Consider the following 25,728-nt stretch of genomic DNA (forward strand, 5'->3'; position numbering starts at 1 on the left):
TCTACATGGCTTTTCTTATCCAATGGCTGTTCAGCCAGAAAAACACTCTTGTCCACGGACTGCCCTTCATGAGCAGCCTGGCGGTCTTCCGCACGTCCTGCTGATCCCGAACTTTCGGATCGGACAAGTACAGCGCGACGAGACCCTCCACGATCATCCGGTGAAAATGTCCGAACGGCAGCCCTTCGGCGGCCGATCTGGCGGCTTGAACCATGCGTTCCATCCGCTCGTTGAGCATCGGCTGGTCGTCATAGTAGCTGCAGAAGTTCAAATCCCCGCCTTCCCGATCCTCCGCCTGGTCGATCAAATAATCGAGTAGAATGTGCAGTCCGCAGATGGAAGGAAAGTACCGATTGCGGATTTCCTTCGCCTGTCGGTCCTCCAACAGCGGATCGCTGGCCGCGAGAAACAGCATGAACATGCCGAGCGTCGATCCCGTCGCCGCCGCGAATTCGTTCCACTGCAGGTCCGGGTAATTCGCAGAATGCTTGTCCCACCAGGCGAGCAGTTCTCCCTCCCGCTTGGTCGGATGAATATGCTTATATACTTGAAGATCTCCGTACAGCTGCACCAGTTCGATCACGAACGGCTGCACCTTGGAGTACGCGGGCAGCTGCGATATCTGCTTCCTGCACTCCTGCACGAGCGCCTCCAGGTAGCCCCCGTCGTCCTGTTCTTCCCGCAACGCATAATAAAGGCGCGTCGGGGCTTCCGGAGTCACCGCATCGAGCATGCTCTGATGCAGCAAGCGAAAGTCGTTCGGATCGAGCGAGGTGCTGCGGTCGCACAGATTGTCGAGATAGTCGCTGATCGTCTGCAGCGCCACGATCAGCGGAATAAGCACGTGCCGCCGTTCCAGATTCGCGGCGGCATAGACGCCTCCGCCTTCGCAATGAAACTGCTTGCCGGCAATGCTGTCCAGCGCCTGCTTGCGCAGCTCCGGGTCGGGAATGCCCCCGGCCATGTCCCGCCAGCGCCCGAGCTCGGCCCGGACTTCCGGCAAAATGTACTTGTATACCCTCTTCATTAAAGAAAACGGCCCGCGAGGGGATCGGCCCGCCAATAACGGTTCTTTCGTCATTTCGTAGGGTCCTCCGCAACGCTCTAACCGATATGCAGCTTCGCTTGCGGCTCCAGCTCTTGCTGGATGCGAAACCAAATATTCAGGTCGTTGATCCTGCTGGCCAAGTCGGCGATATCCCCGTTGATCAGGCAGGATTGGGCGAAATCGTCTTCCTCGAACAACAGCTGCTGCTTCTCCCGAATGGCATCCTCCAGATCTCTGATCCGATCCGGAATCATCCCCCGAATCGTCTCCCACCTGGATAATATCGCGGCTTGGCATTCGAGCGCCAGCTCGTCCCAGTCTATCTCCGGAGACGGAAGCGCAATGCCATGCCTATCGCTGTAAGCGAACTGCCGTTCGAGCCACCGTTCGTCCATCCGCATTTTCATCACCCGGTCTTTGCCCGACAAAGCCTCTAAATTTGCTTTATTCTTTAATTTATCATTTTGCAGGGGCGAAATCCAGTTTTAATTCTCCGAAAATGATCCCCGAATATTCTTCATAATCTGCTATAATACTACCTATCTCTAGCAAAAACGCCTGCGGCGTCCCAGGACGGTGAAGGCGTTATGTCGGAGACGATTCAGATAAGGAGAGCGGATCTCATCCTTCCTGAATCGCTGACAACCGGAAGCTTTGCTTTCCGAAGGGAGAGCCTACTACCATGCCGCACTCTAACGAGCCGGTCTCGCTGAGACGGCTTTTACTGTTTTTCATTCCGATGGGGATCTCCGTACTGCTGATCAACCTGTCGCACATCATCATCAACGGGACGCTGGCCAGGTCGGACAATCCCGAGATCATATTGGCCGGATACGCGCTGGCGATGAGCCTGCTCGTCGTTACGGAGAAACCGGCCGTGCTCTTCCGGCAGACGTGCTCGGCGCTCGTTCGCGACCGCACCTCGTTCCGGGCCGTCCGCAAAGTCAGCTTTTACGTATTCGGCGCTTCGCTCGCGTTCGGAACGCTTATCGCATACACGCCTGCGGGGCATTGGGTATTCGGAGGCGCATACGGCGCCGATCCGATCGTCGAAGGGGAAGCGATCCGCGCTTTTTACGCGCTAATGTTCCTTTCGGTATTTTCCGGCATCCGCTGTCTCTATCAAGGCGTCATTATTTATAAAATGAGAACGCGGTGGCTGACGATCGCGATGGTCTTCCGGCTCCTGGGCATGTTCCTGCTGTCCCAATACTTCCTGCGGGTCGGCGTCGACAGCGCCCTGCACGGGACCGTCATCTTCGTGTTCGGCATGATGATCGAAGCCGGCCTGAGCTGGTGGGAATCGAGCAAGCTGATTAAGCAGTTGCCCGAGAAGGACGAGGAATGCGAGATTACCGAGCCGAAGCAGGTAGCCAAGTTCTATAACCCGCTCCTGTATTCGTCGCTGATCGTCGTCTGGGTGCTGCCGATCCTTAACGCCCTGCTCGGCACGACCGACCGGGGCACGCTCGCCGTCGCTTCGTTCGCCGTAGCCGGCAGCCTGATGAACCTTGTGCTCGGCTTCTTTACTTATTTTCACCAGATCGCCCTGCTGTTCGTCAAATCCAATCCGGCCATCGTGCGCAAGTTCACGCTGATGCTCGGCTTCATTCCACCGTTGCTGCTGTCGCTTATGGCGTTCACGCCGATCGGGGAATGGATGTTCTCGCACGTGCTCGGAGTGAAGGACGAGCTGTTGACGGCCTGTATCCATGCCCTGCGCGGCTTTCTGCCGTTCGTGCTCGTCTTCCCTTGGCTCGATACGCTCAACGGCATCGTCATGGCCCACGGAGAGACGAAGCTAATGTTCGGCTCCCAGGTCGCCAACGCGATCCTGACGGCACTGACGATTGTGCTTCTCGTCCTTCTGCTGCCCGCTTGGAACGGCGTTCTGGGTTCCTTGGCGCAGTCGACGGGGGTCATCGCCGAAGTGCTGTTCCTGGCCTGGCTCTTCCGCCGCAGCCATCGGACGGCCAAACTGACCTAGCATCCAGAATAGGAGATTACGCAATGAACAACGGCTCAGTCATGCACGGGCAGCTCTTCGTGCTGCGCGCGCTCCAATTCGCCAACTACGCGGCCATGGTGCTGCTGGTCACCTACTTCCCGCTCTACTTTGAAAGCTTGGGCTTCTCGAAGCTGCAGATCGGCGCGATCTATTCGGTCGGACCGTTCCTGTCCATCGTATCCAACCTTGTCGTCGGCATTCTGAGCGACCGCATGAAAAACCTGCCTCGGATACTCAACGTGCTGTATCTTGTGCAGATTCTTGCTCTCGCCTTGCTGCTTCCCCAGAAGGAATTCGGCATGATGGCCGGCATCATGGCGCTGTTCTACCTGTTCCAGACGCCGAACAACTCGATGCTGGACAGCGTCTCGCTGCTCGCCGCCGAACGGATGAAGATCAGCTTCCCTTCGATCCGGATGTTCGGCTCGCTCGGCTACGCCGTTTGCGCCGTCGTGTTCGGATACGTGCTGAAGACGTTCGGCTCCGATCTGACGATCTGGCTCATTCTCGGCGTCGTGCTCGTCTCGCTCGTCTTCTCCTTCTTCATCGGCGATTATCAGGCGACGCTGCGCAAGTTCGAATTCCGGGGACTATGGGAGCTGCTCCGCCGCAGAGAGACGCTCATGTTCTTCGGCCTGATCATGGTAATCTCGGTCGCGCACCGTACGAACGAAGGTTTCCTGTCCATCGCCATGCGGGAGATCGGGGCCGACGACTCGGTCATCGGGTACGCCTCGCTCGCGTCGGCCGTCAGCGAGATTCCGATGTTTTTCCTGCTCGCCAAGTTCGGCCATCGCTTCCGCGAATATCCGCTGCTGGCCATCGCCAGCGCGTTCTACGTCATTCGGCTCGGCCTGCTCAGCTTGGCCGACGAGCCCTGGATGATGGTCGCGCTCCAGATGACGCACGCCATCACCTTCGCCATCTTCTACATTACGGCGCTGCGCGGCCTGCAAGCGCTCATCCCGGACGAATACCGCTCGTCGGGCCAAGCGGTGTTCGCCGTCGTCTGGTCCGGCCTCGCCGGCGTCATCGCGGGAACGCTTGGCGGCTGGCTGTACGATTCGTTCGGCCTGTCCCGCGTCTTCCAGACCGGCGCCGTCTTCGCTTTGATCGGCATGGTCGGCTTCCTTCTCGCTCATGTTCGTCGGCGGTAACCGCTCTTACAAAATCATGTCCAGGGACGCCAAGAAACCCTCCTTTGTCAAAATGGAAGCGTCGAGCTGCCATTCGCAAAGGAGGATTTCTTTTGTATATCCTATCAGCCCGTCTCGGCTTGAGGCTCCCACTTCGAATCTTCTTCCTTGTTCACGGTGATTCGGGAAATCCGCAAGTGATCGGTCTCTTCTATCGTAAACCGGAATCCTTCCTCGGCGATGACGAATTGGTTTTTCTTCGGCGGGTTCTCGATCTGGGAATAGATCCAGCCTCCGATCGTATCGTAGTCGTCGGTGGGCAGATCAAGCCCGAAGAAGCTGTTCACCTCTTCGATGAGCATCATGCCGTTGATGGAGTACGTATTGTCGTCGCGCTGCTCCACGTCCGGGCGTTCCTCGTCGAATTCGTCCTGAATTTCGCCGACGATCTCTTCCATAATATCTTCTAGCGTAACCAAACCGGAAGTTCCGCCGTATTCGTCGATCAGAATCGCGATTTGCGTCTTCTTCTTCTGCATCAGCTTAAGCAGCGCGCTGATCGGCATGCTCTCGGGCACCGTCGTCATCGGGCGCAACAGATCGCGAATGTCGATAACGGCGTTGTCCGGCACCTTCAGCAAGTCCTTGATATGCACGAAGCCGATAATGTTGTCCTTGTCTTTCTCGCACACGGGATACCTCGTATGCATCTCGCGCAGCGCGATCGCCCGATTCTCCTGGAAACTCAGATTGCCGTACAGGCAGCTCATCTCGGTCCGGGGAATCATGATCTCTCGGGCGTTCGTCTCCGAGAATTCGAAAATGTTATCCATTAGCGTAAGTTCGGTATTGTCGATCAATCCGCTCTTATGGCTTTCCTGTACCAGAATCCGGATCTCTTCCTCCGTATGCGCGGTGGAAGTGTCTTCCTTGACATCGATGCCGAACGGCTTCAGCAGCAAGCCTGCCGTTCCGTTGAGCAACCAGATGAACGGGTTCATCACTTTGCGGAAAAAGATCATCGGGGCCGCCGTCAGCAGGGTGACCGCCTCGGCCTTGCGGATCGCTACCGATTTCGGCATCAATTCCCCAAGCACGATATGGAGCACCGTTATGAACGAAAAGCCGATGATGAAAGACAGCGGATGAACCAGATTCTCGTTGAGATGCACGGCTGCGAACATGGGCTCGAGCATGCGGGCGATCGCGGGTTCGCCGATCCATCCCAGTCCAAGCGACGTCAGCGTAATGCCGAGCTGGCAAGCCGACAAGTACGCGTCCAGATGTCCGACCAGGTGGGAAGCCACCTTCGCTCTCTTATGCCCTTCTTGCGCCAAGCTGTCGATCTTCGAGCCGCGCGCCTTCACCATCGCGAATTCGGCAGCCACGAAGAAACCGTTCAGAAAAACCAACACGAAGATCAAAAATAAATCCACGCCTAACGGAAAGGGGTCAGGGTCCAAATGTTTCCTATCCTCGCCGATAGCTGGGAGGACAGGTACACCTCCTTATCGAATAAAAAGTATAAAAACTGAAAACTCTATTCCTTAAGCTTAGACGGTTTCGGGCACCCCGTCAAACGGCGATCGACCTCGTAATCCGCCGTAGTACCCATCTGTATTCGCTAGAGCCTGCCACCTATGCCGATTTTTCGGCCGTAAAGGCCGGATATCCCCGATTCCAACGAAAAAAGACCGTTTTTCCCGATCATAACCATTTTTTCCCTCGAAATGCCCGGGTTGTCCGCTCCAAACTCGCTCTATTCGCGTTTCCCTCTTCGCCTTAACTGATTTTGCCTGATTTTATCTTCCATCCCTTGCTCGGTCGCCTCGTAGAAGACGCTCGAAGACAGCTTGTCCGGAAAATAGCTCTGTTCGACGTAGTGGCCGGGATAATCGTGCGGATACTTGTACCCGACATGGCCGAGCTTCTGCGCTCCGCTGTAATGCGCGTCCCGCAAGTGCAGCGGAACTTCCGCGGATTTGACGGCGTCGAAGGCCGACATGATCTTCCCGATCGTCACCGCGATCGCGTTCGACTTCGGACTCTCCACCGCGAACAGAATCGCCTGCGCCACGATATACTTCGCTTCCGGCCAGCCGATGCGATGATAGGCTTCCATCGCGCTGACGGCCTGCACCATCGCCTGCGGATTGGCCAGTCCGATGTCCTCGCTGCAGGCGACGGTCAGCCGGCGCAGGAACACCATCGGGTCCATGCCCAGCTTCTCCACCGCGTACAGAAACCAGAACAGCGCCGCGTCGCTCGAGCCGCGTATGCTCTTGTGGAACGCCGACAGCACGTCGTACTGGGTCGATTCGTCGGCCTGAACCGTCGGCTGGCGGATCGATTCCACCGCAACTTCCAGCGTCACGCGGACGGTACCGTCCAACTCGGAGGGCGTCGTCACCGCAGCCAGCTCCAGCGCGGTCAGCGCCCGGCGAATATCGCCGTTGGCCATGGCAGCGATATGCTCCAGCGCCTCCTCGTCCGCCTGCAGCTTCATGAATCCGAGTCCCTTGACCGGATCGGCCAAAGCCCGGCGCATCGCGGCAAGCGAGTGCTCCTTCGTGAGCGGCTCGAGCCGGAACAGCGTCGAACGGGACAGCAAGGCTCCGTTCACGGAGTGGAACGGATTTTCCGTCGTGGCGCCGATGAAGACGATGATTCCCCGTTCGACGGCCGGAAGAAGCGCGTCCTGCCGGGCGCTGTTGAACCGGTGCACCTCGTCCAGGAACAGAATCGTCTTGCGGCCGTACATGTTTTTGCTGCTCTCCGCCCGCTCGATCACTTCGCGCACGTCCTTGACGGACGCGTCGACCGCGTTCAGCCGCACGAAATCGCCCTGCGTCTGTTTGGAAATAATGTGCGCGAGCGTCGTCTTGCCGCAGCCCGGAGGGCCGAACAGCAGAATGGACGACACGACGTCCCCCTCGATCGCCCTCCTCAGCAATTTCCCCGGACCTACCACATGCTCTTGCCCGATGTATTCGTCAAGCGTCTCCGGACGCATCCGGTCGGCGAGCAGCCGCCCGCGCGGCTCCGATTCCGCTTGGAAGCTGAACAAATCCATTCGTATTACCGCCTCTCTTCCTTATTATCATACCAGAAACTTTGATTTCCAGGAAGAGAAAGCGATCGTACGTTCGCTTACAAACCGTTCATCCGTTCCTTCACGATTTCCCTTCTCTCGCGGATATAATTGCGGATAACGAAGGGCTCTCCGATAAAGTCCTGGTACCGCCATCTGCGAGTGCCGTCGTTCTTGATATAAGGAGCGATCTTCTCCATCATTTTCTCCGCGACCGGCAGCAGCCGTTTTTCCGTGAACGGCCCGTTCAGAGCCTGCTGCAAAATCGATCGGTACTGCCTGCGAATAGAAGGAAACCCGAGCAGTTTGTTCGTCAGAACGTTGTACCCTTCCACCTTCACCAGATCGCTCTCGACGATGCGCCCGTAGCAATTGCGGCCCCATGTGCCTTCATAGTCCCACGGAATCATGCGCAGCTTGCCCGTTTTGCTGCTCCGATAGATCGCGTAGTTTTGCTCGAAGCCGTCGTAATTGCCGGTCAGAACCGCCCCGGCGAGCCATCGCAAGTAATTGTCCACGTCCAGGCGGGAGCGAATGAAGGCTTCCGCGCTCTTTCCTTGCAGGCGATTCAATCCTTTGATGAACGTCGTTAGCCTGGCCTTCTCGGCTTGGCGCCCGAACCGATACTCATAACCCGCGAGAAGAGATCTTTTCGGCCGGTCCGACTCCGACGAGATCAGCCCAAAGTCCGCACGGTTGTTGATCGCGTAGAATAGCGAGGAAGCTCCGATCTTTCTTCTTGAGAAAAACAGCTTCTCCACGCCCTCGATTTCCAGATAGACGCCTTTGGACTCTCCGTTAACCGTTAGAAGGACGTGCTTGGTGCGGGGGGCCGGGACGCCGATCATCGGGAAAAAGGCGAAGGAAAGCGCGTTGCGAATCATCGAAGGGTCGTCGTATTCGGCATTATAATGGAAGGCTTGATTTTTGCGGACGACTTCGTACGATTTTTTCGGATAGCTCCGCGTATGTCCTCCCCGGTAGCGGACGGAAACGGCCGAAGTCGCGCCGTTGGTTGACAACCGGGCGGCAACGTAGCGATCGTTCCATAAGTTTCTTTCCATTTCCCGGCTTGCGCTCTCGCTGATCTTGATCTCCCTGACCGCTAAAGGCATACTGTCTCCGCCTTTCTAATGAACCTCGTTCATCAGAATCAGCGTATGCCGCCCCGGCAATGGCGGAACGGCTTCCGTCTATAGCGGCCTATCAAAAAAAAGGCTCTTCGCGATGCGACCCGCGCAAGAGCCTCTCGATCCCGGAACCGCGATTAACGTTTGATTCGACCTTTTCTACCGCGCCCATTGACGGTATTTCGTCCGCCGCGGCGCTTGCCCGTCCGACCTCCGGTTCCTCCCGTCCTGCCTACCGTGCGGCCTCCGGCTCCTCCCGTCCTGCCTCCCGTGCGACCTCCGGTTCCTCCCGTCCTGCCTCCCGTGCGGCATCCGGTTCCTCCCGTCTTACTACCGCCTGTGAGTCCTTCTGCTCCTCCCGTCCTGCCTCCCGTGCGGCCTCCGGTTCCTCCCGTCCTGCCGCCTGTGAGTCCTTCTGCTCCTCCTGTCCGTCCTCCCGCTTCTCCGGTTTGGCCGCCTTCCCAATTTCCCCATGACATGTGGCCGTGGTCCGGACCCTTTTCAACCGGATCGAGATTAGGTTCCTGCTCTATGGGATCGTTCTGCGGGCCTTGCCTTTTCTTCCTCTTACCGCCGCCCTTCATCCACCAACACTTGCATTTACGATAATAGCGCTTCGGACGACACCTGTTATTCCCGTGCAATTGCATGCTCAATGATGTTGCACCTCCTGATTGAAGTTCCTACATCCTATGAGCAGCTTTCCCGAGCCGATAGAGACATGAGCAGAATCGGGAGAAAAAGGGCTATTTTTTCTAGTATTTCGCGGATTTTGGAACCTACTCGGACAACCAACCATATCTCTCAGAACCCGGTACACATAAATATGGAGTATAAACTCACTTCCCCCACAAGTGCAAAGGAGGGACAAACCAAGAGGAGAACAATCGCGAAGCTTGGCAAGCTTTTATGCCGCTCATATGTAATATCGTCGAACGGAATCATTCCAATCTATCATTTCCCCATCATGGAAGGAGAATGAATATGTTATTCAGTTTTTTCCAACCGCAGTCGTTCGTAGCCCCTCAGCAAAGAGAGACGCATTCCCGGCAGCATAACTACGTTCTTCAGGCCGGGCACTTGATCGGTCACAAAATCCGGGTGAACCGCGGTGGACCGGACAGCATCGAGGGTGTGCTTCTTGCCATCCCCGGAGATTACCTCGTCGTCCTGTCCGATAACGTCATCGTTTACGTCAACGGCTCTCACGTAAAAAGCATTACAGAAGGTTCAAGAAGCGGGGGCAGATCGGGCGGTAGATCCGGAGGCAGATCGGGTGGCCATTCCGGCAGACGCGTCGTTCACAAAAGCTTCATCAGCGCGCCGAATTTCCAGACACTGCTTTCCCGCATGCGCCATAAGCACATTCAAATCAACCGCGGAGGACCGGAAAAGCTTGACGGCTTCTTGGCGGAAATCTCTTCCGACAATGCCTTGCTGATCGTGGATCGCGAATTGGTTCGAATTCCAATCTTCCACATCAAGAACGTATCCGTCTCAATGAAAGGCAGCAAGCAAAGCAGCAAATCCAGCGGCAAAGATAAGCAAAGCAGCAAATCCAGCGGCAAAGATAAGGGAAGCAGCAAGTCCGGCGGCGGCAAGTCCGGCGGCGGTAAGTCCGGGGGTAAAAATAAAGGCGGAGGTCGCCGTTAAAACCCGCCAAACCCGGGATTAACGCAGTCGCAAAGGAGGTGCTCCCACCGTACTATGGAAATCTATTTGAACCAACCCGTATCCCTAATCGTATCCGGAGTTCGATTTCCCGTAAGTGGCAGGCTGATCGATCTTGGCCCCGATATTCTCGTTGTGCATAACGGCACCCAATACCTGTACGTTCCGATCGTTCACATCCAACATATGACCCGCAGCGCGTCTCAGGAGTCTCTATTCAGAGAACCTGCGGAACCGCCGCTCGATCCGGCGATGGATCTCTCGTATCGAAAAGTGCTGTTAAACACAAAAGGAATGTTCTCGGAGCTGTATATCGCCGGCAGACAAACGGTTCACGGCTACGTTACAAGCATCATGAACGATTTCTTCGTCTTCTATTCGCCGTTATTCCGCTCGTTGTACGTATCCATGCGCCATCTCAAAATTCTGGTGCCGTACGATCCGCAAGCGACGCCTTATGCGTTGGAGCAAGAGAAATTTCCGGTGCATCCCGCCACTGCGTCCCTAGCGCGAACGTTCGAGCAGCAGTTGAAAAAATTCGAGCACGAGTTCGTGATTCTCGACCTTGGAGAGCATCCCGAAAAAATCGGCCTTCTCAAGTCCGTGAAGGACAATCTGCTCGAACTCGTCACGGCGGACGGCTCCAGCACTTTTATCCATCTCGATCACGTCAAGACGATTCACCGGCCTTGATCGGCGCATAAACTCGAATAGGCTATCCCGGCAAAAATTGCTGGGATAGCCATTCTTGCGTTTCATCCGATGACTGGACTCAACCTATTGGCTTAGCTTCAAGAAGTTCCCTGAACACGACGCTGACCATAATCAATCCCGCCACCGGAGGCACGAAAGCGTTGCTCGCCGGCGGCTGCTTCGCTTTGCGGATTTCCGGCGCCGTGTCCGGAACGATCCGCTGCGTGACGTCCTCCCTCGGCCGGATCGGTTCCTCCGTCGAGAACACGACCTGGACGCCTTTCTTGATTCCCGCTTCGCGCAGCTTCCTGCGGACGACGCGGGCGATCGGATCGACCGTCGTCTTGGAAATGTCAGCGACCTTGAACCGGCTCGGGTCCGTCTTGTTCGCCGCGCCCATGCTGGAGATGATCGGAATGCCGCGCTCCAGACACTGCTTCATCAGATGAACCTTGTAGACGATCGTATCCGACGCGTCGACGACATAGTCCAGCGGATACTTGAACAGCTCCTCGTACGTTTCCTCCGTATAGAACATGCGGAGAGCGATGACGTCGCATTCCGGGTTGATCAGCTTGATCCGATCCTTCATCAGCTCCGCCTTCGGCTGGCCGACCGTCGTCGTCAGCGCATGGACCTGGCGGTTGATGTTCGTGATATCGACGACGTCCTTATCGATCAGAATAATCCGCCCGATACCCGAACGGGCCAGCGCCTCGGCGGCGATGCCGCCGACTCCGCCGATGCCGAGCACGGCCACGGTGCTGCCCTTCAGCGTCTCGAGGCCTTCCGGTCCGATCGCCAGCTCCGTTCTGGAAAATTGGTGCAACATCGATAGGTTCGCTCCTTTTGATTAGCCTTGGCTTTGCGCGACCGCTTCGTCCTCCGGCTTCGCTTCCGGAGCGGCATTCTTGGCCTGCGCCGCGACCGCTTTCGCCGACAGTCTTACGTGCAGGTCTTCCAGCTGGCGTTCCGCGACCGGCGACGGAGCGTCGCACAGCAGGTCGGTGGCGCTGGCCGTCTTCGGGAACGCGATCGTCTCGCGCAGGTTCGTGCGGCCCGTGAGCAGCATGACGAGACGGTCCAGACCGAAGGCGATGCCGCCGTGCGGAGGCGTGCCGTATTCGAACGCGTCCAGGAAGAAGCCGAACTTCTCCTTCGCTTCTTCGAGCGAGAAGCCGAGCGCCTTGAACATCTGCTCCTGCACGTCGCGACGGTAAATCCGCATCGAGCCGCCTCCGACTTCGTAGCCGTTAAGCACGATATCGTAGGCTTGCGCGCGGATCGCGCCCGGATCGCTGTCGAACAGCGCCAAGTCCTCGTCGTTCGGACGCGTGAACGGATGGTGCTCCGCGACGAAACGCTTCGCTTCCTCGTCCCAGCCGAGCAGCGGGAAGTCGACGACCCACAGGAATTTGTACGCGCTGTTGTCGATCAAGCCGAGCTCGCGTCCGACCTTGAGACGCAGGTTGCCCATGACGTCGGCCGCCGTCTTCAGCTTGTCGGCGGAGAACGTGATCAAGTCGCCTTCCTCGACGTTCAGACGCTCGGTCAACGCGGCGATCTCTTCCGGCTTGAAGAACTTCACGATCGGACCGTTCCACTTGCCTTCCTTGACCGTAATCCACGCGATGCCCTTGCCGCCGTAACGCGCCGCGAACGGCTGCAAATCGTCGAGCTCCTTGCGGCTCCAGCTTGCGCAGCCTTTGGCGTTAAGCGCCTTGACTACGCCTCCCGATGCGGCGACGGACGCGAATACCTTCACGTCGCTGCCCTTCACGATGTCCGTGACGTCTTCGATCTCGAGGCCGAAGCGCAGGTCCGGCTTGTCGGAGCCGTACTTGTGGATAGCGTCGTGGTACGTGAGCCGCTGGAACGGAGTCGGAATGTCGACGCCGATCGTCTCGCGGAACAGGCGCGCCATCAATTGCTCCATCATGCCGAGGAGCTGCTCTTGCGACAGGAACGACGTCTCGATATCGACCTGCGTGAATTCCGGCTGACGGTCGGCGCGAAGGTCTTCGTCGCGGAAGCAGCGGGCGACTTGATAATAACGCTCCAAGCCGCCGATCATCAGCAATTGCTTGAACAGCTGCGGAGATTGAGGCAGCGCGAAAAACTCGCCCGGATGCACGCGGCTAGGCACCAAGTAATCGCGCGCGCCTTCCGGCGTGCTCAAGGTCAGAATCGGCGTTTCCACGTCGATAAAGCCGTTCTCGTCGAGGAAGTCGCGGAACACCTTCGTCGCTTTCGAACGAAGCAGCAGCGTCTTCTGCATCTCCGGACGGCGCAAGTCGAGGTAACGGTACTTCAAGCGCAGCGATTCGTCCACTTCCACGCCGTCTTCGATCGGGAAAGGAGGCGTTTTGGCCGCGTTGATGACTTCCACTTGCGTGACTTGAACCTCGATTTCACCCGTAACCAGGTTGGGGTTGTACGTTTCCGGGGCGCGTTCGACGATTTTGCCCGATACGGCCAGCACGTATTCGTTGCGCGCGCGGCTGCCGAGCTCCAGCGCGTCCTTGGAGATTTCCGGGTTGAAGACGATCTGCACGATTCCCGTGCGGTCGCGCAAGTCGATGAAGAGCAGGCCGCCGAAGTCGCGCCAGCCCTGCACCCATCCGTTCAGCACGACGGTCTGTCCGACGTGTTCCTTCGTTATCTTGCCGCAGTCGTTCGTTTTGAGCATCATTGTGATCTTTCCCCTTTTTATGGTGTAATAAGCTTCCTGATCGCGTCCGCCAGTTCACTCAGCTTCACGGCCGTTTGCTCGCCGCCTGCTATCGGCCGCAGGGAGATTTCTCCCCGGTCCAACTCGTCGTCGCCCAGCACGGCCGCATAGCGGGCTCCGCTGCGCTCCGCCGCCTTGAACTGCGCCTTCGTCTTGCGCCCGAGGTAATCCCGCTCCGCGGCGATTCCCGCATCCCGCAGCCGCTGCGCCAGGCCGGGAGCCGCTTGCTCCGCCCGTTCGCCCAGCGCGACGATGTAGACGTCCGCCTGGTTGTCCAAGTCCGGCTTGATGCCCTGGCTTTCCAGCAGCAGCAGCGTCCGCTCCAGTCCGAGCCCGAGTCCGACGCCCGGCTTGTCGTCCCCGCCGATCTCCGCCACGAGCCCGTTGTACCGGCCGCCGCCGCCGATCGTATCGATCGCGCCGATTCCTTGCGCCTTGTACTCGAACGCCGTGTGCGTGTAATAGTCCAGCCCTCTGACGAGCCGCGGGTTCAGCCGGTACGGAATGCCCATCTCGTCCAGGCATTCGCGCACGCGCGCGAAGTGCTTCTCGCACTCCTCGTCCAGGCTGTCCAGAATCGACGGGGCGCCCGTGAACTTATCCTGGTCGACTTTGCAATCGAGCACTCGGAGCGGATTGCGGTCGATGCGCGCCTGGCAGTCCTTGCACAGGCTTTCGCGCATCGGCAGCAGAAAGGCGAGCAGCTTCTCCCGGAACGCAGCGCGGACCGCGGGCGTGCCGACGGAGTTCAAATCCACCGATACTCCGGACAGTCCCAGCTCCCTGTAAAAGTGATAACCCAAGGCGATCACTTCCGCGTCGAGCGCCGGGTCGTCGGAGCCGATCGCCTCGACGCCGAACTGATGGAACTGGCGGTATCTGCCCGCCTGAGCGCGCTCGTATCGGAACATCGGCCCGATATAGTACAGCTTCGCGATGTCCGGATCGCCGTACAGCTTGTTTTCCACGTAAGAACGGACGACGCCGGCCGTTCCTTCCGGACGAAGCGTCATGCTGCGCTCGCCGCGATCCTCGAACGTGTACATCTCTTTCTCGACGATATCCGTCGTCTCGCCGACACCGCGTTTGAACAGCTCGGTGCCTTCGAAGATCGGCGTTCTAATCTCTCTGAACCGGTAACGCCGGCAAATGTCGCGAGCCGTGCTCTCTACGTATTGCCATAGCTCGGAATTGCCGGGCATAATGTCCTGCGTGCCCGGAGGCTTCTGAAAACCCATGTCCTTCTCACTCCTAAGTCGCGCATAATCGGAAGCGGTCCTGCGGATCAAAAAAGCCCCCGTCCCATGACGATCTCGCTTAAAGATCGTCAGGGACGAGAGCTTGTCGTTACGCTCCCGCGGTGCCACCCGTCGTTCAAGCCCCGTCTTCCGACGACGGCTTGCTGCTTATGTCCGGTTAACGCCCGGCTGCGCCGCGATGCTACTAGGCCGATCCTGACACGAGTGCGTCAGGCGGGCGGTTCCCATCGGGTTCTCGGGGAGGTCGTTCGTCCGATCATTGCCGGAAAGCTTGCAGCCATATCTGCAATCGTTACCGAGCGGCGATCGCCGCGGCCGGTTGCAAGAAGGGCTTTCCTCTCTGTGGGCTTGGGGCCGGATTACTTATTCCCGTCATCGAATCTGAGGCTTTGGAAATACAATTGTAATTTATTGTAGTCTGTTGCGGTACGCCTGTCAAGAAAGATCCTTATCAGGATGCCCAGGCCGTGCAGGCCGCACTCCAGCACAAAGAAAATAACCTGTCGAAAATCGACAGGTTCAATAGTTGTTTATATTGAAAAAGGGGGTCGTCTATAGATTAGACGATAAACTTTAAGCTCGCGTGTATAACAGATTACAGTTTGATTACAAAAAAGTAAGCGTTCCATTTGTCGTCTTCGCCGGCAGGAGCCGACAAGACTTGAAGGAACCGCTAAAAGGTCAGCATAATCTCGTATCCCAGCCGCTCGTAATGCGCGACCCGCCTCTGAAACTTCCTCAGCTCCGCGAAATCGTGCTCCATCAGATGCATGTCCACGATGAAGGCCCGATCGGCGGAAGTAGGCCGGGACGACTCGAAGTGCGCGACGATTTCTTCCAGAATGCGGTCTCCGTCGTCATGCGCCAAAATGTGATAATATCCGTCTTCCCGCGTCCCGCAATATTCCCATCCCGAAGCCACGGCTTTCCCCCTCGGCTGCTGCGCGGCGCATCCGCCTCGCTCCGGCCTTCCTCCGTTACCCTCTGCCGCCCGGAGGATGCCTCCGGCCGTTGGAGGCTCCGCCCGCAGGACCGGCCCCGAGCTCGCCTGCGAATTCTTCGCCTTGCGACGCCAGAGCCATCGCCTCCCTGCGCTCCGGCATAAGGCCCTCCTGCATCAGCCACAGCGCCGTCTTTTCCTTCCGCGATTGTCTCATGTCTTCTCCTGCCTTTACTCCAAAAGTAGGGATTTGACATGTATTATGGCCCAATCGCGGCTTTCCCAAACGGTCAGCGGCTTTCCAGAATCAGCGTCACCGGACCGTCGTTCACGAGCGACACGTCCATCATCGCCCCGAACTTGCCGGTTTCGACCCGCAGTCCCCGCGCGCGCAACAGCTCGTTAAACTTGTCGTACAGCGCTTCGGCCAGCTCGGGTCTGGCCGCGCCCATGAAGTTCGGCCTCCTGCCTTTGCGGCAGTCGCCGTACAGCGTGAACTGCGACACGGACAGCACGTCGCCCCCGACGTCTTCGACGGACAGATTCATTTTCCCCGCATCGTCCTCGAAAATTCTCAGCCCGGCCAGCTTGTCCGCCATCCAGGCCAAATCCTGCTCCGTATCCTCCTGCCCGACTCCGACGAGCAGCAGCAACCCTTTGCCTATCGCGCCTACGACTTCATCGCCAACGGTAACCTTGGCGTCGGATACCCGCTGCAAAACGACTTTCATCTTTCCGCTTCCTCCGTCTCCCGCCGCTATTGCATCATCCGCTGCACGGAAAAAATATCTTTGACCCGCTTGATCTTGTCGACGACCGATTGCAGATGCTCCTTGTTGCGAATCAGAATCGTCATGTGCATGATCGCCATCTTGTTTTTGTCCGACCGTCCGGACACTGCGGCGATGTTCGTCTTGCTCTCGGATACGGCCTGCAGCACCTCGTTCAGCAACCCCCGGCGATCGTGGCCCAGAATCTCGATCTCCACGCTGTAATTGGCGTCGACCGAAGATTCCCATTCGACCTCGATGACCCGCGCCGCTTCCTCCCCGTCCTCTCCGGTCGGAATGTTCGCGCAGTCGGAGCGGTGGACGGACACGCCCCGGCCTCTCGTAATGTAGCCGATAATATCGTCTCCCGGCACCGGGTTGCAGCAGCGAGCGAAGCGGACGAGCAAGTTGTCCACACCTTTGACGCTGACGCCGTGAGACGTCCGCTTCTTCTCCGCGGACGATGAGGCGGGCGCCTTCATCTCTTTGACTTCGGCCGTCAGCTGGATCTGCTGCGCTTCCTCCGCTTCCTTGCGCAGCTTCTCGGTCAGCTTCGTGCAGATCTGCGCCGCCGTAATGCCGCCGAAGCCGATCGCCGACAGCATATCCTCCACGTCGTTAAACGTAAATTTCTTCGCCGCGTCCAGCAGCTTCTCGTCCGCCGTCCATTCATGCGGCTCCAATCCGAGCCTCTTCAGCTCCCGTTCGAGCAGCTCGCGCCCTTTGTCGACGCTTTCCTCGCGTTTTTCTTTTTTGAACCATTGGCGGATCTTGCTTCTCGTATGTGAGGATTGCGCGATTTTGAGCCAATCCTGGCTCGGTCCGTAAGAATGCTTGGACGTCAAAATCTCCACAATGTCGCCGGTCTTCAGCTTATGATCGAGCGGCACGATCCGACCGTTGACCTTGGCGCCGATCGTCCGGTTTCCTACCTCGGTATGCACCCGATAGGCAAAGTCCAGCGGCACCGAACCGGCGGGCAGCTCGAATACTTCGCCCTTGGGCGTGAACACGAACACCAGGTCGGTGAAAAAGTCCATTTTGAGCGATTCCATGAACTCCGCCGCATCCCGAGTCTCCTGTTGAAGCTCGATGATCTCGCGGAACCAGTTCATTTTCTCCCCGAAGCTGCCCGGAACGACGCCCGCGGCATTGCCGTCCTTGTACGCCCAGTGCGCCGCGATCCCGAATTCGCTCGTTCGGTGCATCTCCCACGTGCGGATCTGCACCTCCGTCGGCTCGCCCGTCGATCCTACGATCGTCGTGTGCAGCGACTGGTACATATTCGCCTTCGGCATCGCGATATAATCCTTGAACCGGCCTGGCATCGGCTTCCACAGCGTATGAATGATTCCAAGCGTGGCATAGCAATCCTTCACGTTGTCGACCAAGATCCGGATCGCCAGCAAATCGTAGATTTCGTTAAACTGCTTGTTGCGCGTCATCATCTTCTTATAAACGCTGTAGATGTGCTTCGGACGCCCCGAGATATCGCCTTGGATCCCCATCTCCTCAAGCTTCTCGCGAATTTTGTCGATGAGCTCGGTAATATATTTCTCCCGCTCCGTCCGCTTCATCTTCATCAGATGGGCGATGCGGTAATATTGCTGCGGATTGAGGAAACGAAGCGCGATATCCTCCATCTCCCACTTGATGGCGCTGATCCCGAGGCGGTGAGCGATCGGGCAGAAAATGTCGAGCGTCTCCTGCGCGATGCGCCGCTGGCTCTCCTCGGATTGAAACTTCAACGTGCGCATATTGTGCAGACGGTCGGCCAGCTTGATCAGAATGACGCGGATATCGTTGGCCATCGCGACGAACATTTTACGATAGTTCTCGTTCTGCTGCTCTTCCTTGGACCGGAACTGGATTCGCTCCAGCTTGGTCAAGCCGTCTACGAGTCCCGCCAGCGTCTCCCCGAAACGTTCGCGAAGATCGTCGAGCGTTACCTTGGTGTCCTCCACGACATCGTGAAGCAGAGCCGCCATCACCGTCACGACGTCCATCTGCATGCCCATGCAGATTTCGGCCACGGCGACCGGATGCAAAATATAAGGTTCGCCGGATTTGCGAACTTGGCCGCGATGCGCTTCTTCGGCAAATTCGTAAGCATCCCGGATTTTCTGCAAGTCTTGCTCTTTCATATAAGTAGATGCTTTCTCGAGAAGCAGCTCCATGCCCATGCCGAATTCCTTTCCGCCGGCGCCTTACGCCAGTGTTTTCCCCAGAAGTATTGCTACCATTATGCCTCTTCGCGACAGGAAACGTCAACCTTGGCCGAGAGGCTTTAGTCCTAGGTTTGCTGCGACGATACAACAACTTATGACATCGGCCTGCGAAACGCGATAGCAAAAAAGACGCTCCGTTCCGGCAAAGCAGCCGTGGAGCGTCTTCTTGTTCCTCCGTACGGGGGATTAGTAAGTGACGAGCGAGGCGACGTCGATGCCGCCCAGCTTGTCGCGTCCGTTCAGATAGCTTAGCTCGATGAGAAACGCGGCGCCTACGATGTCGCCGCCAAGCTGGTTGATCAGGCCGATCGTCGTGGAGATCGTGCCGCCCGTGGCGAGCAGGTCGTCGGCGATCAGAATTTTCTGGCCGGGGTGAATCGCGTCCTTGTGGATGGCCAGCCGATCCTTGCCGTATTCCAGGTCGTAAGCCGCTTCGACCGTCTCGCCGGGCAGCTTGCCGCTTTTGCGGATCGGCACGAAGCCCACGCCAAGAGCAAGCGCGAGCGGAGCTCCGATGACGAAGCCGCGCGCCTCCGGTCCCGCGATCAAGTCGATTGGTTTGTCCTTCACGAGCTCCTTGAGCGCGTCAATGGCGGCGCGGTACGCTTGGCCGTCCTTGAGCAGCGTCGTAATATCCTTAAACCGGATGCCCGGCTGCGGGAAATCGGGAATGACGCGGATATAGTCTTTGAAATTCACGATATCATACTCCTTTATAGAGGTCGTGCTTATTGGCGAAAACGTATTCGTTCGAGTTCACGAGTAGCATTATACACTTTTTGAACGGCCTTTGGCTAGGGCGTGTATGCAAACCCGCTCAGGGGCATCTTTCACCGCCTTTTCGCCCCCTGCTTCGTCACTTTTGCTTGACGTACCTCCGAGGAGCGAGGCTGTCGACAATCGAACGATTACGCTCCCGGGGCGCTGCCCGGCGCCCCGTTATCCGGCTCGATGGCAGGCCGTCATCCAGTTCCTCAGCTCTTCCGTCCTCATCTCCGCCAGCCCGCGCAAGGCGGCCTGATCCTTCGCTTTGCGATAGCGAGACGATTCGCTCAGCTCCTTGCGCGGCGGATTGGCGACGACCTTGCGCGAGACGCCATCCGCGGCGATGAACCCCAGTTCGACGAACACTTCGTGCATCATTCGGACGGTGGCTAGCGGCCAAGCCGTTGCCTCCGCCGTCTCCCGCAGAAACCCGTCCGGACTGTCCAGCCAGCTTCCCCGCTTGCGGCACATCGCGTATACTTCCGCGAAATGCCGACGTTCCGGGAACTCGCCTTCCTTGCCCGCCTGCGGCCTGCTTCCTACTCCCGACACGTCGTCCGCAAGCACCGTCACCCGCTCCAGCCCCCGCTCGGGCAGCAGCCAGCTTCGAAGCGCGACGACCTCCCGTTCCTGCTTCGGCAGCCCGACAAGCACGAGATGGCGGATATCGTCCGGCAGCCAGGCGCTGTCCTCCGACGCTGCCGCGGCGATTTCGGACGAAGCGTCTAACCCGGCCGGCGTTCCATATAAGCCGATCGTTACTCCCGCCATCGCATAACGGCCGACGGCTTCATGATAGGCCGCTTTGGAGGCGCATGCGACGGCGAGCCTGTCAGCTTCTGCTTCGATCAGACGCTCCAGCGCCTCCCACGGGCTTCGTTCCGCGCGCCGGTCGTTCACGAACAGATGACGCGAGCGATAATCCTGGAACATCATCTGCGTCTTCCGATTGCCGTTCCATTCGTTGACGCTCAGTTCGCCGAGCAGATCGATGCGCATTCCCGGCGCCATTCTGTCCCGTTGCGGTCCCATGCCGAACGCGACGACCTCAAGCGACCTGCCCTCCTGCTCGACCGTTAATCTTAGATGCTTGTCTTCCTTCCCCATCGTGCGGCATTCTTTGATGATAACGTCCTGCAGGACGACGCGAGGCGTCGGATTCCCGTTGCCGAACGGCTCCAGCACCGCCAACTGATCGACCGCGCGCAAGTTGACGTCTTCCAGCGACACGTACAGGTCGACGCGCCGCTTGGGCTGCCAATCCTCGTCCGTCAGCCGCTCCCCGGCGATCCGGTCCAACCGCCTGCCAAGCTCCGCCACGTTGTCCGCTCGCAAGGTCATTCCCGCGGCGGCCTGATGTCCGCCGTAATGCTCGAGCAGATCCGCGCAGTCTGTCAGCGCGGCGTACAGGTCGAATCCGTCGATGGAACGCGCTGATCCTTTGCACAACCCCGTCTCCGCATCGATGGCGAGAATAACGGCCGGCCGGTAATAACGCTCCACCAGCTTGGAGGCGACTAGACCCGCGATACCGGCGTTCCAACCTTCCTTCGCCAGCACGATCGCCCGTCTCGGCCTCTCCCCGTCGGCTTCGCGCAGCTTAAGCCACATTTCGTCCGCTTCGGCCGTCGTTCGCTCCACCAGCTCCTGACGCTCGGTGTTCAGCCGATCCAGCTCGTCCGCATAAGCCTCCGCCTCCGCTTCGCTTGCCGCGGCCAGCAGCTTAACCGCGCTGTCGGCATGCTCCAGCCGGCCTCCGGCGTTCAGCCGCGGAGCAAGCTGGAAGCCGACCCTGCCGCTGGAGATTTCGCCGATGTCGATGCCCGCCACTTTGGCCAACGCCCGAATGCCCGCCGGAGGCGCTTGCCGCAGCTGCGCCAGTCCGAGACGGGCGATAATCCGATTCTCGCCCGTCAGCGGCATCAGATCCGCGATCGTTCCGATCGCCGCCAAGTCAGCGTATTCGAGCACCGGACGTCCGAGCATCGCATGCGCCAGCTTGAACACGACGCCCGCGCCGCACAGCCCCTTAAACGGATAAGGACAATCCTTCTGCTTCGGGTTGACGAGCGCGATCGCGGCGGCCGGAAGCTGCTCGGGCGGTTCGTGGTGGTCGGTGACAACGACGTCGATGCCGAGGCTTGCGGCATAGGCGATCTGTTCGACCGCGCTGATGCCGTTGTCTACCGTAACGAGCAAGCGAACGCCCGCGGCGGCGGCCAGATCGATCGCAGCGTTGTTCAGCCCGTAGCCTTCGCGGCTTCGATGGGGAATGTAGGTATCGAAGGCTGCGCCAAGCTCCGTAAGGAGCCGGATCATCAGCGCGGTCGAGGTCACGCCGTCGGCGTCGTAGTCCCCGTACACGCGAATGCGCTCTCCTTCCCGCGCCGCGCGTCCGATCCGTTCTACCGCCTCCGCCATCCCCTTCATCCGATAGGGATCCAGCAAAGCTTCGGCGGACGGATCGAGGAATGCGCGCGCTTCTTCGATCTCGTTCCAATCGCGCCGCGCGAGCGCGCCCGCAACGAGCCGACCGACGCCAAGCTCGGACATCAGCTTGTTCTCCCGCTCCGCAGCCGGCTGCGGCATATCCCATCTGTACTTCGATCTGATCATTCCCCGTCTTCCTTCCCCAATTCCTTCCTTAAAGGCGAAACGATCCGCCGCCCATTCCGGCGGCGGATCGCGAAATACGCATTATTGCAGCATAGAGGACATCTCTTCCTCTTGGTGATTCGACTTGTACGGATACCCCGGATCGTACGGCTGCACCTTGACATTGACGTCCATGACGTGCAGAAACCGCTTGGTCAGCATGCGCCTAACCCGATTCGCGACGTCCTGCCCTTCGAAAACGCTGATTCGCGGATTCACTCGAATGGAGACGTCCAGTACGACGTAATGCCCGCGCTCCCGCGCCTTCACCTCGTCTACGGCAACGACGCCGTCGATTCTCTGCACCGCCTCGAGCAGCGTCTGAGCGTCGGACTCGTCGATCGAGCAGCGGTTGGAAGCCCGTACGACGTCTGCGGTCAGTCGGTAACCCATTCTGACGACGAATACCGAGACGACCAGCCCTGCGGCCGGATCGAGCACGTAGAGAAACGGCATGTCGGTCCAAGAACCGACGACCGCTCCCGAAGTGCCGACAAGCGCGGTCAGCGAGGCGAAAATATCGGAACGGTTGTCGCCGGCTCGATCGCCGCGTATGCCGCAGCGGGTGTCGCATCTGCGTTTGTAGCGGACGAGCGCCTCCCGTGCGCCGATGCCCGCAGCGATGACGATAACCGCGCCGACTCCCGGAGCTTCTTCGGTTCCGTTTGCGACGGTGCGGATCGAAGAAACGCCCATCTCGATTCCGGCGACGAGCAGAATCGCCGACAAGACGATCGCCGCAACCGACTCCGGATGACGGGACGAGCTTGCCGGGTTCGGATCGAGCCTGGCCTTGCGCAATCCCAAATAGGTCGTGAACGTGCCGGCGCAATCCGCCGCAGAATGGCAAGCATCCGCCAGCAGCGCCTTGCTCCCCGTCAGCCAGCCGACGGAGCCTTTCACGATAAAGATGCCGAGCAGCCCCCATACGGATGCCAGGGAGCCGCGTTCCGCGGTAAGAGAACGTTGAACCGTAGCCACTTGAGCCCCCCTTTCCGTTGCTTACGGCGTGCTTTGCGGCTTTACGGCCACCTTTTTCAGCGGTTCCTTCTTCTTGAAGTACAGCCATACCTGGCTGGCGATGAAGATCGAGGAGTAAGCCCCGCTCGCCAAACCGATGATGATCGCAAGCGAGAACAGTCTGATCGATTCTCCGGCGAAGATGAATAAGCAGACGGCCGCGATCAGTACCGTTATGACGGTATTGATCGAACGCGCCAACGTTTGCCAGATGCTGTCGTTGACCAGCTTATTCAAATCCGCATGGCTTTTGATTTTCGCGAATCGCAGGTTTTCCCGGATCCGGTCGAAAATAACGACCGTGTCGTTGATCGAGTACCCGATAATCGTCAGCACGGCGAGAATAAACGGCAGATTGACCTCGAGCCGGAAGATCGAAAACACGCAAATGACGAACAAGGCGTCGTATACGGTAGATACAATAGCGCCAAGCGCGAAGCGCCATTCGAAGCGGATGACGATGTAGAGCATGATGCCGACGCTCGCAACCGCCATTCCGATCAATGCGTTTCTCTCCTGCTCCTTGGCGATATCGACGTCGACGATATTGATTTCGAATGAGGCATCGGGATCCAGCTTGGCCAGAAATTCCGTCTTGAAATCCTTCTCCTGCTGTTCATTCAGCGCCGTCTTGAAGCGAATCGATTCCCGGTTTTCCCCGGACGCCAGCGTGTAGTCCCCCAGGTTTTGTTCGTTTATGAAAGTTTTGACCTGCGTTTCTTCCAATTTCTTAGTCGTGGATACGTCCACGGAGGTGCCGGAGCTGAAATCGATCCCGTAGTTCAATCCGAACACGCCGAGCGCGACCAATCCGATCAACAGAACCGCGGCGGAGGCGGTCAGGAAAATACGGCTGGATTTGACGAAGTCGAATTTCCGACTAGAGCGCATTGATTTCACTCTCCTTCACGTTGTAATACTTCGGTTTGGTGAAGTAAGAGCTCTTCACGAGCAAGTTAAGCAAGTAACGGGGAAGGAATACGTTCGTGATGATATTGACCGCGATGCTCCACAGGAAGACGATCGCGAAGCTCTTGACGATGCCATGTCCCATGAATAGAAGCACGAAGCCGGCGATCGCGGACGTCAGATGCGCGTCGATGATCGTGCGAAAGCTGTTCTTCGCTCCGGCTCGCAGGGAAGAGGCGATCGACTTGCCGCTGCGCAGCTCCTCCATGATCCGTTCGGCCGTAATGATATTCGCGTCGACGGCAATGCCGACTCCGAGCACGAACGCGGCGATGCCGGGAAGAGTCAGCGTCGCGTTCATCAGATAGAGAACGCCAAGCAGCATCCATACGAACACGATCAGGCAGAGGCTTCCGACGAAACCCGGAAGCCGGTACATGAAGACCATGAACGCCAGGATCAGCACCGATGCGAGCAGACCCGCGAACAGCGTGTCCTCCAAGGCTTTCTGGCCCAGCGTCGCGCCGACGCTCTGCGTATATTTCTCCGTCAGCTTAAGCGGCAGTGCACCCAAGTTGATAATGTCGGCCAACTCCTGCGCCTCTTGCCGGGAGTCCTGACCGGTAATGACGGCCGTTCCGTCGGTCAGCGCTTGCTGCACTACCGGAGCCGATTGAAGCTGGTCGTCGAGGAAAATGGCCAGTTGCTTGCCCACGAGCTTGCTCGACGCGTCGGCCAGCTTCCGCTTGTCCTTCACTTCGATCCGTACCATGTAACTGTTGAGATCGCCCATTTCGACTTTCGCGGCGCCTTCCTTAAAGTCGGAGCCGTACAGCTCCACGTTGCAATAGGAACCGTCCTCGCAGCCTACCGAGCTGCGGAATTGAAGCTCCGCCGGGCGTTTCATCAGGTCGCGGATTTTCTGAATCGCTTCATCCCGCTCTTTGGCGGTTTCACCCGTCGAAACGGCGATTTTCAGGCGGATCCGGTTGCTGCCCTCCGTCGTGACCTCCGGCTCGGCCACGCCGTTCCGGTTCGCCCGTTCTTCCAGACTCATCGCTGTCCGGGTAAGCGATTCCTTGGTGACGGTGCCGCCCTCCGTGAGCGGATGGGCCTCGTACAAAATTTCGACCCCGCCTTTCAGATCGAGCCCAAGCTTCGTACCGTTCAGCAGCCCCGGGGTGAAAACGCCCATCACGGCGAAGCCGACGAGAACGACGAGCACGAAAGCTACAATACGTTTCATCTCTGTTGCGGTCCCCTTTCAAATCTCAATGTTCCTATTATACCTACGCGATCAAAAGGAAGTCAAAAAGAAAGGGACTACTCCCTGTCCATCGAAAGATGTCGGGAATAGTCCGCTCCTCTACTTGCGATACTCGCCTCTATACATATTCAGGGTAATGTAGTTCATAAACTGCGTAACCTTCAAGGATAAAATATCGTTCACGATTTCGTGCAACGGCGGGATTCCTTTCTTATGGTACTTGTCGCTGACGCATTCCCACACGTCCGCCCCCGTCACCTGCTCGTAGCCGATCAGATGAAACTCTTCCGCTTTGCTGCGGCATAGCTGCTCAATCGTATCGTTCAGCTCGTCCTCGTTCAATCCGGATTCGTTCTCGGTCGTATCCGGGACGACGGTCGGCATACTATTGTCCTGCTCCTCCAACA

22 protein-coding genes are annotated in these 25,728 nt (G+C 58.2%); 4 read left to right on the top strand and 18 right to left on the bottom strand.

The features are described 5' to 3' along the window. Window position 1 precedes the first annotated feature (1 nt). Both ACESLM_RS10540 and ACESLM_RS10545 read right to left on the bottom strand, forming a co-directional pair. Window positions 2–1,081 carry a tetraprenyl-beta-curcumene synthase family protein gene (locus ACESLM_RS10540; RefSeq protein ID WP_372631532.1) on the bottom strand — a complete coding sequence of 360 codons (1,080 nt, stop codon included), beginning with the start codon at window positions 1,079–1,081 and terminating at the stop codon, window positions 2–4. A 23-nt stretch (window positions 1,082–1,104) separates the two neighbouring features. Beyond that, window positions 1,105–1,443, bottom strand: coding sequence for a hypothetical protein (locus ACESLM_RS10545; RefSeq protein WP_372631533.1), 339 nt, complete (start codon window positions 1,441–1,443; stop codon window positions 1,105–1,107). Window positions 1,444–1,730: 287 nt separating this feature from the next. Between ACESLM_RS10545 and ACESLM_RS10550 the strand changes: the two genes are divergently transcribed. Together ACESLM_RS10550 and ACESLM_RS10555 are read left to right on the top strand one after the other, a co-directional pair. Next, the gene (locus ACESLM_RS10550; protein ID WP_372631534.1) at window positions 1,731–3,035 is read left to right on the top strand and encodes a multi antimicrobial extrusion protein MatE; all 1,305 of its coding nucleotides are present in this window, start codon (window positions 1,731–1,733) and stop codon (window positions 3,033–3,035) included. Window positions 3,036–3,058: 23 nt separating this feature from the next. Beyond that, a complete protein-coding gene (locus ACESLM_RS10555) occupies window positions 3,059–4,213 on the top strand; it encodes an MFS transporter (protein ID WP_372631535.1) in 1,155 nt (384 codons plus the stop codon). Between the two features lie 104 nt (window positions 4,214–4,317). Here ACESLM_RS10555 and ACESLM_RS10560 read toward each other — a convergent pair whose 3' ends face one another. From ACESLM_RS10560 to ACESLM_RS10570, 3 genes are all read right to left on the bottom strand, one after another. Next, window positions 4,318–5,616, bottom strand: a complete 1,299-nt coding sequence (locus ACESLM_RS10560; RefSeq protein ID WP_372631537.1) for a hemolysin family protein — start codon at window positions 5,614–5,616, stop codon at window positions 4,318–4,320. A gap of 335 nt (window positions 5,617–5,951) precedes the next feature. Next, complete coding sequence (locus ACESLM_RS10565; protein ID WP_372631538.1) at window positions 5,952–7,265, bottom strand: replication-associated recombination protein A; 1,314 nt, start codon at window positions 7,263–7,265, stop codon at window positions 5,952–5,954. 77 nt (window positions 7,266–7,342) lie between these two features. Continuing rightward, complete coding sequence (locus tag ACESLM_RS10570) at window positions 7,343–8,398, bottom strand: CotH kinase family protein (protein ID WP_372631540.1); 1,056 nt, start codon at window positions 8,396–8,398, stop codon at window positions 7,343–7,345. A 999-nt stretch (window positions 8,399–9,397) separates the two neighbouring features. Here ACESLM_RS10570 and ACESLM_RS10575 point away from each other — a divergent pair. Next, entirely contained in the window at window positions 9,398–10,066 is a 669-nt protein-coding gene (locus ACESLM_RS10575) for a hypothetical protein (RefSeq protein WP_372631541.1), read from the top strand. 54 nt (window positions 10,067–10,120) lie between these two features. Next, window positions 10,121–10,777 (top strand): DUF2642 domain-containing protein, encoded by a 657-nt coding sequence (locus ACESLM_RS10580; protein WP_372631542.1) that lies wholly within the window; start codon window positions 10,121–10,123, stop codon window positions 10,775–10,777. A 79-nt stretch (window positions 10,778–10,856) separates the two neighbouring features. Here ACESLM_RS10580 and ACESLM_RS10585 read toward each other — a convergent pair whose 3' ends face one another. The 13 genes from ACESLM_RS10585 to ACESLM_RS10645 all read right to left on the bottom strand — a co-directional run bounded on the left by ACESLM_RS10585 (window position 10,857) and on the right by ACESLM_RS10645 (window position 25,726). Next, window positions 10,857–11,609 (bottom strand): tRNA threonylcarbamoyladenosine dehydratase, encoded by a 753-nt coding sequence (locus tag ACESLM_RS10585; RefSeq protein WP_372631543.1) that lies wholly within the window; start codon window positions 11,607–11,609, stop codon window positions 10,857–10,859. Between the two features lie 21 nt (window positions 11,610–11,630). Then, the gene (gene aspS, locus ACESLM_RS10590) at window positions 11,631–13,469 is read right to left on the bottom strand and encodes an aspartate--tRNA ligase (RefSeq protein ID WP_372631544.1); all 1,839 of its coding nucleotides are present in this window, start codon (window positions 13,467–13,469) and stop codon (window positions 11,631–11,633) included. 17 nt (window positions 13,470–13,486) lie between these two features. Beyond that, window positions 13,487–14,746 (bottom strand): histidine--tRNA ligase, encoded by a 1,260-nt coding sequence (gene hisS, locus ACESLM_RS10595; protein ID WP_372631546.1) that lies wholly within the window; start codon window positions 14,744–14,746, stop codon window positions 13,487–13,489. 694 nt (window positions 14,747–15,440) lie between these two features. Further along, complete coding sequence (locus ACESLM_RS10600; RefSeq protein WP_372631547.1) at window positions 15,441–15,689, bottom strand: hypothetical protein; 249 nt, start codon at window positions 15,687–15,689, stop codon at window positions 15,441–15,443. A 55-nt stretch (window positions 15,690–15,744) separates the two neighbouring features. Next, complete coding sequence (locus tag ACESLM_RS10605) at window positions 15,745–15,924, bottom strand: hypothetical protein (RefSeq protein WP_094045743.1); 180 nt, start codon at window positions 15,922–15,924, stop codon at window positions 15,745–15,747. Window positions 15,925–15,997: 73 nt separating this feature from the next. Further along, window positions 15,998–16,438, bottom strand: a complete 441-nt coding sequence (dtd, locus tag ACESLM_RS10610) for a D-aminoacyl-tRNA deacylase (protein WP_372631548.1) — start codon at window positions 16,436–16,438, stop codon at window positions 15,998–16,000. A gap of 26 nt (window positions 16,439–16,464) precedes the next feature. After that, entirely contained in the window at window positions 16,465–18,660 is a 2,196-nt protein-coding gene (locus tag ACESLM_RS10615) for a RelA/SpoT family protein (protein WP_372631550.1), read from the bottom strand. A 231-nt stretch (window positions 18,661–18,891) separates the two neighbouring features. Then, window positions 18,892–19,404, bottom strand: a complete 513-nt coding sequence (locus tag ACESLM_RS10620; RefSeq protein ID WP_372631551.1) for an adenine phosphoribosyltransferase — start codon at window positions 19,402–19,404, stop codon at window positions 18,892–18,894. Between the two features lie 240 nt (window positions 19,405–19,644). Continuing rightward, window positions 19,645–22,086, bottom strand: coding sequence for a single-stranded-DNA-specific exonuclease RecJ (gene recJ / locus ACESLM_RS10625; RefSeq protein WP_372631552.1), 2,442 nt, complete (start codon window positions 22,084–22,086; stop codon window positions 19,645–19,647). Between the two features lie 81 nt (window positions 22,087–22,167). Next, window positions 22,168–23,106 carry a cation diffusion facilitator family transporter gene (locus ACESLM_RS10630; protein WP_372631553.1) on the bottom strand — a complete coding sequence of 313 codons (939 nt, stop codon included), beginning with the start codon at window positions 23,104–23,106 and terminating at the stop codon, window positions 22,168–22,170. 21 nt (window positions 23,107–23,127) lie between these two features. After that, window positions 23,128–24,036 (bottom strand): protein translocase subunit SecF, encoded by a 909-nt coding sequence (gene secF / locus ACESLM_RS10635; RefSeq protein WP_372631554.1) that lies wholly within the window; start codon window positions 24,034–24,036, stop codon window positions 23,128–23,130. Next, window positions 24,026–25,300, bottom strand: coding sequence for a protein translocase subunit SecD (secD, locus tag ACESLM_RS10640; protein WP_372631555.1), 1,275 nt, complete (start codon window positions 25,298–25,300; stop codon window positions 24,026–24,028). The genes secF and secD overlap by 11 nt, the downstream gene beginning before the upstream one ends. Window positions 25,301–25,420: 120 nt before the next feature. Next, complete coding sequence (locus ACESLM_RS10645) at window positions 25,421–25,726, bottom strand: post-transcriptional regulator (RefSeq protein WP_372631556.1); 306 nt, start codon at window positions 25,724–25,726, stop codon at window positions 25,421–25,423. Window positions 25,727–25,728: the final 2 nt, after the last annotated feature.

This window comes from Cohnella sp. (assembly GCF_041641335.1).
Classification (GTDB): Bacteria; Bacillota; Bacilli; order Paenibacillales; family Paenibacillaceae; genus Cohnella.

Coding starts and splice junctions, on each gene's coding strand:
- ACESLM_RS10585 (WP_372631543.1), bottom strand. CDS start 11,609: ATGTTGCACCAATTTTCCAGAACGGAGCTGGCGATCGGACCGGAAGGC.
- dtd (WP_372631548.1), bottom strand. CDS start 16,438: ATGAAAGTCGTTTTGCAGCGGGTATCCGACGCCAAGGTTACCGTTGGC.
- ACESLM_RS10550 (WP_372631534.1), top strand. CDS start 1,731: ATGCCGCACTCTAACGAGCCGGTCTCGCTGAGACGGCTTTTACTGTTT.
- ACESLM_RS10555 (WP_372631535.1), top strand. CDS start 3,059: ATGAACAACGGCTCAGTCATGCACGGGCAGCTCTTCGTGCTGCGCGCG.
- ACESLM_RS10565 (WP_372631538.1), bottom strand. CDS start 7,265: ATGGATTTGTTCAGCTTCCAAGCGGAATCGGAGCCGCGCGGGCGGCTG.
- ACESLM_RS10570 (WP_372631540.1), bottom strand. CDS start 8,398: ATGCCTTTAGCGGTCAGGGAGATCAAGATCAGCGAGAGCGCAAGCCGG.
- ACESLM_RS10615 (WP_372631550.1), bottom strand. CDS start 18,660: ATGGGCATGGAGCTGCTTCTCGAGAAAGCATCTACTTATATGAAAGAG.
- ACESLM_RS10545 (WP_372631533.1), bottom strand. CDS start 1,443: ATGGACGAACGGTGGCTCGAACGGCAGTTCGCTTACAGCGATAGGCAT.
- secF (WP_372631554.1), bottom strand. CDS start 24,036: ATGCGCTCTAGTCGGAAATTCGACTTCGTCAAATCCAGCCGTATTTTC.
- ACESLM_RS10575 (WP_372631541.1), top strand. CDS start 9,398: ATGTTATTCAGTTTTTTCCAACCGCAGTCGTTCGTAGCCCCTCAGCAA.
- ACESLM_RS10605 (WP_094045743.1), bottom strand. CDS start 15,924: ATGAGACAATCGCGGAAGGAAAAGACGGCGCTGTGGCTGATGCAGGAG.
- recJ (WP_372631552.1), bottom strand. CDS start 22,086: ATGATCAGATCGAAGTACAGATGGGATATGCCGCAGCCGGCTGCGGAG.
- hisS (WP_372631546.1), bottom strand. CDS start 14,746: ATGGGTTTTCAGAAGCCTCCGGGCACGCAGGACATTATGCCCGGCAAT.
- aspS (WP_372631544.1), bottom strand. CDS start 13,469: ATGATGCTCAAAACGAACGACTGCGGCAAGATAACGAAGGAACACGTC.
- secD (WP_372631555.1), bottom strand. CDS start 25,300: ATGAAACGTATTGTAGCTTTCGTGCTCGTCGTTCTCGTCGGCTTCGCC.
- ACESLM_RS10580 (WP_372631542.1), top strand. CDS start 10,121: ATGGAAATCTATTTGAACCAACCCGTATCCCTAATCGTATCCGGAGTT.
- ACESLM_RS10540 (WP_372631532.1), bottom strand. CDS start 1,081: ATGACGAAAGAACCGTTATTGGCGGGCCGATCCCCTCGCGGGCCGTTT.